7 protein-coding genes, 1 tRNA gene and 2 pseudogenes are annotated in these 12435 nt (G+C 60.9%); 5 read left to right on the plus strand and 5 right to left on the minus strand.

Annotation, left to right across the window (positions count from 1 at the left end; genetic code table 11):
- Positions 1-128: 128 nt before the first annotated feature.
- The 3 genes from HZ994_11120 to HZ994_11130 all read left to right on the plus strand — a co-directional run bounded on the left by HZ994_11120 (position 129) and on the right by HZ994_11130 (position 1895).
- Positions 129-863 (plus strand): hypothetical protein, encoded by a 735-nt coding sequence (locus HZ994_11120; protein QTN32855.1) that lies wholly within the window; start codon positions 129-131, stop codon positions 861-863.
- Positions 864-973: 110 nt separating this feature from the next.
- Positions 974-1129 carry a small basic protein gene (locus HZ994_11125; GenBank protein QTN32856.1) on the plus strand — a complete coding sequence of 52 codons (156 nt, stop codon included), beginning with the start codon at positions 974-976 and terminating at the stop codon, positions 1127-1129.
- A gap of 64 nt (positions 1130-1193) precedes the next feature.
- Positions 1194-1895, plus strand: coding sequence for an rRNA pseudouridine synthase (locus HZ994_11130; protein QTN32857.1), 702 nt, complete (start codon positions 1194-1196; stop codon positions 1893-1895).
- A 228-nt stretch (positions 1896-2123) separates the two neighbouring features.
- On the opposite strand, the gene HZ994_11135 is transcribed toward HZ994_11130, so the two are convergent.
- Positions 2124-3443, minus strand: coding sequence for an OmpA family protein (locus HZ994_11135; GenBank protein QTN32858.1), 1320 nt, complete (start codon positions 3441-3443; stop codon positions 2124-2126).
- A gap of 93 nt (positions 3444-3536) precedes the next feature.
- Positions 3537-5036, minus strand: a complete 1500-nt coding sequence (locus HZ994_11140) for a trypsin-like peptidase domain-containing protein (GenBank protein QTN32859.1) — start codon at positions 5034-5036, stop codon at positions 3537-3539.
- 343 nt (positions 5037-5379) lie between these two features.
- On the opposite strand from HZ994_11140, the gene HZ994_11145 reads away from it, so the two are divergent.
- Positions 5380-6030: an SDR family oxidoreductase gene (locus HZ994_11145; protein ID QTN32860.1), complete on the plus strand. Its 651-nt coding sequence runs from the start codon at positions 5380-5382 to the stop codon at positions 6028-6030.
- Positions 6031-6101: 71 nt separating this feature from the next.
- Positions 6102-6178 (plus strand) — tRNA-Arg (locus HZ994_11150).
- A 74-nt stretch (positions 6179-6252) separates the two neighbouring features.
- Here HZ994_11150 and carB read toward each other — a convergent pair.
- From carB to acs, 3 genes and pseudogenes are all read right to left on the minus strand, one after another.
- A pseudogene (carB, locus tag HZ994_11155) lies at positions 6253-9448 on the minus strand (carbamoyl-phosphate synthase large subunit).
- Between the two features lie 112 nt (positions 9449-9560).
- On the minus strand, positions 9561-10433 hold the full coding sequence (locus tag HZ994_11160) for a hypothetical protein (protein QTN32861.1): 873 nt from the start codon (positions 10431-10433) through the stop codon (positions 9561-9563).
- Between the two features lie 10 nt (positions 10434-10443).
- Positions 10444-12412 (minus strand): annotated as a pseudogene (gene acs / locus HZ994_11165) (acetate--CoA ligase).
- Between the last annotated feature and the right edge of the window lie 23 nt (positions 12413-12435).

Raw genomic sequence — 12435 nt, forward strand, 5'->3', positions numbered from 1 at the left:
CGTTGGTTTCCGGGCGACGCAAGCGAAAGCAGCCCGGTGCACGGAGGCGGCGTTATCTACTGCATCCATAGTAGTTGTGGCGGAAATGTCCGGTTGCCCGGCGGCGCCAAACCTGCCATCAATGGTAAGTGGCCAAGACGAACCCGATTTCCGCCAACCCATCCCTACTGCTCCTGATCGCCGCGAACCTGCTCCCGGTCGGCGGGGTTCTGCTCTGGGGATGGAGCGTTTTCGAGATCGTGGCGCTGTATTGGTTCGAGAACGTCATCATCGGCGCTTTCAATGTCCTGAAAATGCTCATGGCGGCTGGCGAACCCGCCGGGCATGGGGGAGGAACCCCAGGCGGGAGCGAGGAAATGCCGGGCTATCTGCGCAAGCCAGCCCAACGCGCGACTGGACACGGCATCAAGCTTTTCCTGATCCCGTTTTTCACCTTCCACTACGGGTTGTTCTGCTTCGTCCATGGCATGTTCGTATTCGTGCTGCTCGGAGGGTCGGAAGGCGGGATGGACATGAAACGAAGCCCTTCAGACGGCATCGGCGACATGATCTCGGAAATTTCCCTGCGTGGCGGGAAATGGTTCGTGCTGGCCGTCATCATCAGCCACCTGTTCTCGTTTTTCGCCAACTTCATCGGGAAAGGCGAGTTCCGCAGGACGTCCGCACCGGCACTCATGCAGGCACCCTATGGGCGCATCGTGGTGCTGCACATCGCCATCCTTTTCGGCGCATTCGTCATCGCGTTCCTCGGCAGCCCGGTGTTCCTGCTCCTGCTGCTCATCGCCGGAAAAATCATCCTGGATGCAAAGCTACATCTCAAAAGCCACGGCAAGCCCGCCGAAACAAAGGGCAACCTTGCCTGACTGCTTGGGTCGGCTTGCCATTTTTTCCAAAAAAACCCCCATTTTCGGATTGCCACGCAGCATGGAGCCGCCTAGTTTCCGCCCCCCAACCGTCCAACCCCGCTTCCACGATGTCCAAGCACAACTCACTCAAGTCAAACGCCACCGTCGGCGGCAAACGCTCCGTCCTCAAGCGCTTTGAACGCGTCAAGCTGCTCAAGGAGCGAGGCGAATGGAAGCAGGGCAAGTCCCCGATCGGTCTTCCGAAGACCAAGCACGAGGGTTAACCCTTCGTCATTCCGCAAGCTCCCATCTCCGCGCCTACAGTGCGGATATACAACAGCCTTTTTTATGTCCGAGGGAGTCAGACTGAACAAATACCTGGCATCATGCGCCATCGGTTCGCGCCGTGCCTGCGATGAGCTCATCGCATCCGGACGCATCGAGGTGAACGGCGAACCCTGCACCAAGCTCGCGACCCGTGTCACCGAGAAGGACTCCGTCCGCGTCGATGGCAAACGGGTTTTCCCAAAGGAGGAAATCGTCGTCATTTTCCACAAGCCCCGCGGATACGTCTGCACCCGCAGCGACGAACTGGGCCGCCAAACCATCTACGACCTACTCCCACCCGCCATGCAGTCCCTCCATCATGTCGGACGGCTCGACGCCGACTCGGAAGGGCTGCTGATCCTCACCAACGACGGCGACCTCTCGCAGCAGCTCATGCACCCATCGAAATCGGTGGAAAAGGAATACCTCGTCACCTCCAACCAGGCCTTCGAGAACTCCCACCTCGACCAGTTCCTCGCCGGGGTCTACACGGACGAAGGCAAGCTCAAGGCGAAGAACATCGAGCGCGTTTCCGCCCGCCGCCTCAAGGTCGTGCTCGACCACGGCGCGAAGCGCCAGATCCGCGTGATGTTCGAAGCGCTCGGCTACCAGGTAACCAAGCTCCTGCGCGTCCGCATCGGAAAGCTCTGGCTCGGTGATCTTGAGCCAGGCAAATATGCGATCCTCAACGGCAAGGAAATCGCGATGCTGCTCGGGAACTGATCCAAGCCCCCCCGCCATTTCAGGCATTGGGCAGACCTGCCATTGCAACATTTCCCGGGGATTTCATGCCATATCGTTGAAATGCCTTGAGAAGCCGCGGGTTCCGAAGCGATTCTCAGACCCGGAGGAGCGCCCTATCCTTTCCTTGGGGGACCGCATCGACCATGGCCGCCTCGTCTCGTACCAAAAATGTGAATCCGGCGCACCGTAAGTCCCGGCCCACAGGTTTCAGAAGTCGAGGTAGATTTCAGTGCGGCGGTTGGCACGGCGGCCGTCGGGGTTGTCTTCTCCCGTCTCGGTGAGGTTTGGGCGGCGGGGCTGGGAGGCGCCTTTTGCGAGGGTGATGATCTGGGCGGCGGGGACACCCTCTGCGGCAAGGAAGTCGCGGACGACGGCGGCTCGCTTGGCAGAGAGGGCGTCGTTATATTCGGCGGTGCCGAGGGCGTCGGTGTGGCCGCTAAGGGTGATTTTCTTGCCCGCATCGCCCTTGAGCATGGCGGAGACGATCTCAAGCTGGCGGCGGGTGCGGTCGCTGACAGTGTCCTCGTCGAAGCCGAAGTAGAGGGCGAGCGTTTCGCCGCCGGCGGGGTTTTTGGACAAGCGGGAGTAGTAGGCATCGCCGCCGGCGACACGCTGGGCGTAATCGGCAAGGAGGGAGTCGAGGTTGATTTCGGAGACGAGCCAGTTTGAGGGAGCCGGCGGCTGGAGGAGGTTGAGTGCGAACTGTGCGGACTGGGTGCCATCCTTGGTCTCGACGTTGGCCAGGTATCCGGTGGTGTCGCCGCGTGAGAACATGGCGCGGAGGGGCTTCTGGGATCTCATGCGATATTCGCCTTCCTCGAAGAGAATGCAGAGGGCGGCGATCTTGGCCTCGGAAACGGTCTTGGGATCGACGAAATCGCGGGCGAACTCGAAGTCCTGCCGGAGGACTGCCTGTAGGAAGGCATCGGCGACGCCGAGGGAATCGGCTAGGACAGCCTTGGGGATGGGCTGGCCTGGGGCGGGTGGGAGGGTGAGTTTCTCGACGAGCCATTTGCCGTTTTCGTTGCGGAGGTCGAAGAGGATGCGGTCTCGTCCGGCCTCGCGTTCCTCTAGTTCGAGCGCCCAGCGTGCCAGGCGGTTGAGCTCGAGCTCGCCGATTTCACGGACACCGCCGGGGCGGCGGAGGCGGAGAGGTTCGGCATCAGCGAGGGCGCTGAGCGCGGCGAGGTTGCCGGAATCGAGAGCCTGCTTGCCGATGAGCTTAGAAACGGCGGCCATATCTCCTTTTTCGAGCGCTTCCCCGATGCGGGTGAGGAGTTCGGAAGGGTCTGCCACAGCGAGGCCGACTCCTAGGTTTTCGAGGATTTCCTCGGGTGTCTCCGGCTCGGCGGGCTGGTCGAGGGTGCCGATGGGAGCGGGCGCGGGCTGTGCGGCTGGCTGGGCGGGGGTGGCGGGTGGTTTGGCGGGTGGGGCTTGCACACCCGGTTTCCAGATGAGCAGTCCGATCGCGGCGGCGGCGAGGACGGCGGCGAGGCCGAGGAAGAAGTATGCGGTCTTGTTGCTCATAAAAGCTTTCCGTTTTGGGATTTCAAATTCGAAGGATGAACGATTTTGCGGGGTGCACGCCAGATCGGATACGCGGAAAGGCGGGCGGATCAATCATTTCTCGGGAGCCGGTAGGCTGAGGCGGATGGGTTTGCCAGCACGGATGAGATGAAGGGTGGTCGCCTGGACAGCGGCTGAGGTTGCGAGGTGCAGATAGAATTCGTTGGAGCTGGAGATCTGGGAGTTGTTCAGGGCGATGATGAGATCCCCGGGAAGGAGTATGCCCTCCGCCTGTGCCCCGGGCATGATTGCGCTGACGACGACGCCACGGAAACCGCGCAGGCGCTCGTTGGTGGTGAGATCGCGGACTTCCACGCCGACGCTGCGTATGATATCGGCGTTGTCCCTCATTTTGCCGCCGGGGGCGAGCTCCGTGTAAACGGGTGCGGTGGTGGCCTCGGTGATGGTGGCCTCCAGGGTAACGAGCTCGCCCTTGCGCCAGGCGACCATGGTCACTTTCTCGCCGATCGCGGAGCGCTGCACGAGCGAGATGAGCTGTGCGGTGTCCTTGATGACCTGGCCGCCGTAGGAGACGACGACATCGTCCGGCCTGAGTCCTGCGCCCTCCGCGGGAGAGCCGGGCGTGATGCTCAGAACGGCGGAGCCATTGGAGTCCGGGTAGCCGAGCTGGCTGCGGACGGCGGGGTCGAGATCGAGCATCTGGACTCCGAGAAAACCGCGGACAGGTCGGCCGCGGTTGATGATTTGACCGAGTGCCTCGGCGACTTCGTTGGAAGGGATGGAAAAGCCGACTCCCTGGAAGCCGGGGTTCGCGCGATCCTGGCTGTAGATGGCGACGTTGATACCGATGATCTCACCGGTCAGGTTTACCAGCGGGCCACCGGAATTCCCTGGGTTGATGGCGGCATCAGTTTGGAAAAGGTCGCGCTGATTGTCGGAGAGCGAGCGCTCCTTGGCGGAGATGATGCCCTGGGTGACGGTTTCGCCGAGGCCAAAGGGATTTCCAACGGCAAAGACAAGCTGGCCGACCTCGACGAGGGAGGAGTCGCCGAGTTTCAGTGGTGTGAAGGTTTCCTTGGAGTCGATCTTGATGACGGCGATGTCGAGAAGCGGGTCTTCGCCGATGAGGGTGGCGCCGTAGGTTTTGCCGCCGTGCAGGGTGATGGTGATTTTCTGTTGGCCGGCGATGACGTGATGGTTGGTGATGATGTGCCCTTCCTTGGAGACGATGACACCTGAGCCCTGGCCTTGCTCGCGGTAGCTCTGGAGGCGGGAGCGACCCCAGAAATCCATGAGTTTCTCGGTGCGGTAGCCGGTGGTGTCGATGCTGACGACGGAGGGGACAACGGCGCGGGTGAGGCGGGCGTATTCCTCGTTGAGCCGGGAGAGCATCTCAACATCGCCTAGGTTCAGGGCGGGTTTGTCGGATGGGGTGAAGGTTTCCGGGCGGTTGTTGTGATGTTTTTTCAGGAACGAAGGAATGAGCGAACCGAGTTCACCGCCGTTGCGCCATGTCCGCAGAGCCGTCACGAGCAGGAAAAAGACGACGAAGACGGTGAGCAGGGAAAGGAAGCGCTTGATGGCAGGTGGCATGGGGTGGGGTGAAAAGTGGTTGCAAGATGCCAGCTCCGGGGCATTTTCCAAGTCCCAATGGATGGGGCGGCCCACTCGGTGTGGGGGCGCCAGCAAGGGGTGGGGTGATGATTATGTTATCTTTTGACCTCATAAGATCTTCATCATAAGCGTGTGGACAAGTCCGTGATTGGCGTGTTCCGCACTGCTGGATCGGGTGTTCCATGCGAATGACAAGCTGTGCCGTGCCAAGGGCGGGATGCCCGAAAAGCCGGATGCTACGGATCTCCGAAATGGTTCCCAACGGCTCCCCACATGTTTTTGGGCCTTTATCCACAGCTTGTTGGTGGCGAGGATTCGGGCGTTGAAACGCATAATCATCACGGGGGGGACGGGCGGGCTGGGCGGTGCGGTCGCATCCGTTTTCAGGGAGAACGGGTGGGAGACAATCCAGCTCGGGAGGCGGGATCTCGATCTCTCGGACGAGACGGCTGTGAAGGAGTTTTTCCGCAGGGAGGCCTGTGATGTATTGGTCTGTGCGGCGGGCATGGTGAACGATATTCCGCTGGCGAGGATGCCGGAGAGCGCATGGGATGATGTGTTCGGGCTCAACTACACGGCAGGGGAAAGGTGCGCGCGGGCGGCGCTCCCCGGAATGGCGGAAAGAGGGTGCGGGCACGTCGTTTTCATTTCCAGCCATGCGGCGATCGATCCGACGATTGGCCAGGTGGCCTATGGGGCGGCGAAGGCAGCCCTGTTGGGACTGACTTCCTCGCTTGCCGAGGCATGGGGTCGCAAAGGGATACGTATCAATGCGGTTCTGCCGGGATTCCTTGAAACGGCGATGACCGCCGGGGTTTCCGCGAAGCGAAGGGAAGCCGTCATGAAAGATCATCGTCTCGGCCAACTGAACACGAAAGAAGCGGCGGCGGATTTCATATTTTTCCTTGAGGGGAGAATGCCGCACACTTCCGGCCAGGTGTTCCAGCTGGACAGCCGCCGGGGATTTTTCTGAAAAACGACCGATAGCCTTGACACAAGTGGGAAAAAGGTGCCATTTTTCGCGCCCGCAGCAACTCTGCGAACGCACTCGTAGCTCAGCTGGATAGAGCGCCTGACTACGAATCAGGAGGTCAGGGGTTCGAATCCCTTCGAGTGTACCACTTTCAAAGCCCCGGATTTCCAGAAAGGAATCCGGGGTTTTTTGTTTCCGGCGGCAAAGAGCCAGGCAGGGGAATCACGCGTGGTACTCCTGGATGCTCTGCACCGTGAATTCGATCTCCTTGAGGGATCGCATGGCTTTCACGGTGGCTTCTGCAGCAGCCATGTTGGTGGCGTAGGAGATTTTCTGGGCGATTGCGGTGGAGCGGATCAGGATCTCGTCGGCGCGGGACTCGTGGGTTGCAGGGGTGTTGATGAGGAAGTGGATCTCGTTGTTCTTCATCATGTCGATGACGTTCGGGCGCGCCTGCTCAAGGACTTTGTAGACACGCTCGGCGGGAATGCCAGCCTCGGCGAGTTTCGCCAATGTGCCGCCGGTCGAGCAGATCGTGAAGCCAAGCTGGTGGAGGTCGCGGGCGATGGTGACGGCACGTTCCTTGTCGCGGTCGGCGACGGATAGGAAGACCTTGCCCTCGGTGGGGAGCGAGTTGAAGGCCGCCATCTGGGACTTCGCGTAGGCCATGCCCCAATCGGCATCGATGCCCATGACCTCACCGGTGGATTTCATTTCCGGGCCAAGGACGATGTCAATGCCGGGGAAGCGGTTCCATGGGAACACGGCTTCCTTCACGGAGAAGTGTTGCGGGACGATGGTTTCCGTGTAACCCATATCGGCGAGTTTTTCGCCGACCATGATTTTTGCAGCGAGCTTGGCGAGGGAAACCCCGGTGGCCTTGCTGACAAAAGGCACTGTGCGGGAGGCTCGGGGATTGACCTCGATGACATAGAGCTCCTCGTCCTTGACTGCGAACTGGATGTTCATCAGGCCGCGTACTTCCAGCTCGCGGGCGAGGTCTTTGGCGGCCTTGTCAATCTGCGCCTTGATGTTGTCAGAGATGGAGAAGGCGGGGATGACGCAGGCGGAGTCTCCGGAGTGGATGCCGGCCTGCTCGATGTGCTGCATGACCGCGCCTACCACAGAGGTCTCGCCATCGCTGATGCAATCGACATCGATCTCGGTGGCGTTGTCGAGGAAACGGTCGACGAGCACGGGGCGCTCCGGGGAGGCGGTGACGGCCTCGCGCATGTAGGTGGAAAGCTCTGCGTCGGAGTAAACGATCATCATCGCGCGACCGCCGAGAACGAAGGACGGGCGGACAAGCACTGGATAGCCGATGCGGTTCGCGACCTCGATCGCTTCCGATTCGTTGGTGGCGGTCCCGGCTTCCGCCTGCTTGAGGTTGAGCTTGTCGAGCAGGGCGGAGAAAAATTTCCTATCCTCCGCGAGCTCGATGTTTTTCGGTGAGGTGCCGATGATGGGCACGCCGTGGCGCTCGAGGTCTGCGGCGAGGTTGAGCGGGGTTTGGCCGCCGAACTGGACGATGACGCCGTGGGGCTTTTCCTGGTCGCAGATGTTGGTATACGTCCTCCAGTGTGAGCGGCTCGAAGAAGAGCTTGTCCGAGGTGTCGTAGTCGGTGGAGACGGTCTCGGGGTTCGAGTTCACCATGATCGTCTCGTAGCCGAGCTCCTTGAGCGCGAAGGCGGCGTGGACGCAGCAGTAATCGAACTCGATGCCCTGGCCGATGCGGTTCGGACCGCCACCGAGGATGATGATCTTTTTTTTGTCGGACTGCCGGGCTTCGTTCTCGTCGCCGTAGGTGGAGTAGAAATACGGGGTGTAAGCCTCGAACTCCGCGGCACAGGTATCGACCAGGCGGTAGGTCGGAATGATGCCCTTGGATTTGCGCTCGGCGCGGACTTCATCTTCCGTGGTGGATTTCGCTTTCGCAATCTGGCGGTCGGAGAAGCCGAGTTTCTTGGCCTGCTTGAGATCGAGCTTGGCGAGATTCTTGCCTTCCTCGGCGATCTGCTGGAGGTGGCGGAGGAACCATGGGTCGATGTTCGTCGCGTCGAAAACCTCTTCCAGGGTCCAGCCGTTCACGAAAGCGGTCTGCAGCCAGAAAATGCGCTCGGCATTCGGGATCTGCAGCTTGCGGGTGATCTCGTCCTTGGTCGGTGATTTCGGATCCTTGTTGTCGAAGCCGAAGCCCCAGCGGCCGGTTTCGAGGGAGCGCAGGCATTTCTGCATGGACTCCTTGAAGGTGCGGCCGATGGACATGGCCTCGCCCACGGACTTCATCGAGGTGGTAAGCACTGCATTTGCAGTAGGGAATTTCTCGAAGGTGAAGCGCGGGATTTTCGTGACGACGTAATCGATGGTAGGTTCGAAGGAAGCTGGGGTGACGCGGGTGATGTCGTTAGGCAGCTCGTCGAGGGTGTAGCCGACGGCGAGTTTGGCGGCGATTTTCGCGATGGGGAAACCGGTGGCCTTCGAGGCGAGCGCGGAGGAGCGGGAGACGCGGGGATTCATCTCGATGACGATCATGCGGCCGCTCTTCGGGCATGTGGCGAACTGGATGTTCGAGCCGCCGGTTTCCACGCCGATCTCGCGGATCACGGCGAAGGAGGCGTCGCGCATGATCTGGTATTCGCGGTCGGTGAGGGTCTGGATGGGCGCGACGGTGATCGAGTCCCCGGTGTGGACGCCCATGGGATCGAGGTTCTCGATCGAGCAGATGACCACGCAGTTGTCCGCGCAGTCGCGCATGACTTCCATTTCGAATTCCTTCCAGCCGAGCAGGGACTCGTCGATGAGGACTTCCGAAACGGGCGAGAGATCGAGGCCGCGGTGGACGATTTCCTCGAACTCGTCCTTGTTGTAGGCGATGCCGCCGCCCTGTCCGCCGAGGGTGAAGGCGGGGCGGACGATGAGGGGGAAGGTTCCGATCTCCGCAGCAACCTCGCGGCCTTCCTCCATGGTGCGGGCGATGCCGGAGCGTGGCATATCGAGCCCGATTTTTTCCATCGCCTCCTTGAAAAGGTGCCTGTCCTCGCCCTTGTCGATGGCCTCGGCGTTGGCTCCGATCATTTTCACCCCGTGCTTCCCGAGGGTGCCCGATTTGAAAAGCGACATCGAGGTGTTGAGTGCGGTCTGTCCTCCGAGGGTGGGAAGGAGTGCGTCCGGTTTCTCACGGATGATGATTTTCTCGACGACTTCGGGGGTGATCGGCTCGATGTAGGTGCGGTGGGCGAACTCCGGATCGGTCATGATCGTGGCGGGGTTCGAGTTCACCAAAATGACCTCGTAGCCTTCCTCCTTGAGGGCTTTGCAGGCCTGGACTCCGGAGTAGTCGAACTCACAGCCTTGGCCGATGACGATGGGGCCGGAGCCGATGACGAGAATTTTGCGGATCGAGGTGTCTTTTGGCATGTGCGCGTGCGAGTTGCTTAAACTTTCAGGGGTTTGGCAGGGATATGCCGGATTGTAAAGAGAAGGGGCTGCGCAGCCGTGTGAAAAGCCGCACCGGCGGAAGTACCGGATGTCATGCGTTCTCTGCGAGCTTGTGGTTCATCGCGATGGATTTGCGGAGCGCACCCATGACATCGACCAAGCCTTGGTGTTCCTTCGCGGCTTTCTTGCAGGCGGCGTTGAGAGAAACGTTGCGGCTCACATGCCGTCCGATCTCGGAATAGAGCTGGCGCATCTGGGTGTCCAGGACACCGAGCTCCGCCCGCAGCGTGGACATTTCCTGGTTTGCGTCACCGATGTGCTGGAAAGCCTCGGAAGCTTTCTCGCGGCGCTCTTTCTTGCGGACGAGGATTTCCGCGTCGATCAAGTCGATCTGGGCGTCGCCAGCGGTGATTTTTTCCGCAATGACATGGCGCTCGGTTTTGAGTGCGGAGAAATCGCGTTTCAGTTCGTAGAGCCTTTCGGAAATCTTTTGCAGCTCCTCGGGGCTGTGGTTGCCCTCGGAGGTCAGCACCTCTTCCTTGGTCTTGATGCCGTCGTAGAGCCTGCGAATGTCCCTTGCCTTGGCGACGACGATGTCCCGCTCCCGGGCAAGATCCTCGAGGGTGCCAAGCACTTTCTGGCGCTCGTCGAGGAGATCCTGGAAGGGCTGGTTGGAAATGCCGAGCAGCCCCGACCTTTCCTCGTGCGCCTTTGCAAGTGCTTCGCTGCATTTCTCAAGTTCCCCGGCCACCCGCTCGCGTTCCTTGATCAGCTTGCGCAGGTTCCAGTATTCCACGGAAAGCTCCTCGATGTCCTCCACACGTTCCCAAACCGCTTTTCCCAGGTAGGATTCCGCTTCCTTGAGAAGGTGCATCTCCGCAGCTGCGTCACCCATCCGCAAGTTCTTCCGGTGGTAGCCGAAGGTCTGCGCGATGCGACAAATGAGATATCTGGCGGGCGTCATGCGGCGGTGGTTACTTCTTGAGCAGGTCTTTGAGGTGTTCGATCACGCCGATGTCTTCCAGTGTGGTCACGCTGCCCGAGATGGTTCCGGTGGCGACCAGCTCCTTGAGGAGCCGACGTATGATTTTCCCGGAGCGGGTTTTTGGCAAGGCGGGAGTGAAATGGATGTCATCCGGCTTGGCGATGGCACCGATGACCTTGCCGACGTGGTTGCGTAGCCCGCTCTCGAGTTCCGGGGAGGCATCGAATCCGGTTTTGAGGGTCACGAAGGCGGCGACCGCCTGGCCCTTGAGATCGTGGGGTCGGCCGACGACCGCAGCTTCGGCGACGGATGGATGGGCGACGAGGGCGCTTTCGATCTCCGCCGTGCCGAGGCGGTGGCCGGAGACGTTGAGCACGTCGTCGAGGCGGCCGATGATCCAGAAATTGCCTTTCTTGTCGCGGCGGGCGCCGTCACCGGCGGTGTAGAGGCCCGGGTAGTCGGCGAAATAGGTTTTCTTGAACCGGGCCTTGTCGCCGTAGATCGTCCGGGTCATGGACGGCCACGGCTTGCGGATCACGAGGCGGCCATCGACGTTGGGCGGGCATTCGTTGCCTTCGTCGTCGAGGATGGCGGCGTCGATGCCGAAGAAGGGACGGGTGGCGGTGCCGGGGATGCACGGGGTGGCGCCGGGGATGGGCGAGATGAGGATGGCTCCGGTTTCAGTTTGCCACCAGGTATCTACGATGGGGCATCTGCCGCCGCCGATTTTCGTATGGTACCAGTGCCAGGCCTCGGGGTTGATCGGCTCGCCGACGGAGCCGAGGAGGCGGAGCGAGGTGAGGTCGTGTTTGTCGGGGAACTCGTCGCCCGCCTTGATGAAGGCGCGGATCGCGGTCGGGGCGGTGTAGAGGATGGTCACGCGGTGCTCCTCGATGATTTTCCAGAACCGCCCCCAATCCGGCTCGTTCGGCGCGCCCTCATACATCACTTGGGTGACGCCATTGGCCAGCGGGCCATAGACGATGTAGGAGTGGCCGGTGATCCAGCCGACATCGGCGGTGCACCAATAGACATCCTCGTCGCGCATATCGAAGATGTATTTGCAGGTGGCGTAGGTGCCTGTGAGGTAGCCGCCGGAGGTGTGGAGTATGCCCTTGGGCTTTCCGGTGGAGCCGGATGTGTAGAGGATGAAAAGCGGATGTTCGGAATCGAAGCCTTTCGGCTCATGTTTCGCGGAGGCTCCCGCCATTTCCTCGTGCCACCAGTGGTCGCGTGCGCGCCTCCATGGAGACCTCGTTGCCGGTGCGGTTGACGACGAAGATATTGGTGATCTCCGTGTATTTCTTCAGCGCCTCATCGACGACAGGCTTGAGCGGGACGACCTTGCCGCGACGCCAGCCGCCGTCGGCGGTGATGATGGCCGTCGCCCCGGAGTCCTCCAGCCGGTCCACGATGGAGTCCGATGCGAAGCCGCCGAAAACGACATTGTGCACCGCGCCGATGCGGGCGCAGGCGAGCATCGCGACGGCCGCCTCCGGGATCATGGGCATGTAGATGAGAACGCGGTCTTTCGATTTCACGCCGCGCGCGAGCAGGACGTTGGCGAACTTGCAGACTTCGCGGTGGAGCTGGGCGTAGGTGATCGTGCGGGTATCCCCCGGCTCGCCCTCCCAGATGATCGCCGCCTTGTTCGCCCGCGGGCCGGTGGCGTGGCGGTCCACGCAGTTCTCCGCGACGTTGATTTTCCCTCCGAGGAACCACTGCGCATCTGGTGCCTTCCATTTGAGCACCTGAGAAAACGGTTTCTGCCAGGTGAGTTCCTTCGCCTCGGACGCCCAGAATTTCTCCGGTTTCTCGATGGAGTGTTTGTAAAGCTTTTCATACCCGGCCATCGATCCGATGCGGGCTTTTTTTGAAAACTCCTTCGATGGCTTATGGACCGCGGTCAATGCGGCGGTGTGGTCGGATGCGGGTCTTTTGGATTTCTTCGCGCTCATGGGTTGGTCTCCCGAAAAACCTA

Source organism: Akkermansiaceae bacterium, assembly GCA_017798145.1.
Taxonomy (GTDB): Bacteria; Verrucomicrobiota; Verrucomicrobiia; order Verrucomicrobiales; family Akkermansiaceae; genus Luteolibacter.

Excerpts from the sequence above, each read along its gene's own strand:
- HZ994_11125 (QTN32856.1), top strand. The coding sequence starts at position 974 with ATGTCCAAGCACAACTCACTCAAGTCAAACGCCACCGTCGGCGGCAAA.
- HZ994_11130 (QTN32857.1), top strand. The coding sequence starts at position 1,194 with ATGTCCGAGGGAGTCAGACTGAACAAATACCTGGCATCATGCGCCATC.
- HZ994_11135 (QTN32858.1), bottom strand. The coding sequence starts at position 3,443 with ATGAGCAACAAGACCGCATACTTCTTCCTCGGCCTCGCCGCCGTCCTC.
- HZ994_11140 (QTN32859.1), bottom strand. The coding sequence starts at position 5,036 with ATGCCACCTGCCATCAAGCGCTTCCTTTCCCTGCTCACCGTCTTCGTC.
- HZ994_11160 (QTN32861.1), bottom strand. The coding sequence starts at position 10,433 with ATGACGCCCGCCAGATATCTCATTTGTCGCATCGCGCAGACCTTCGGC.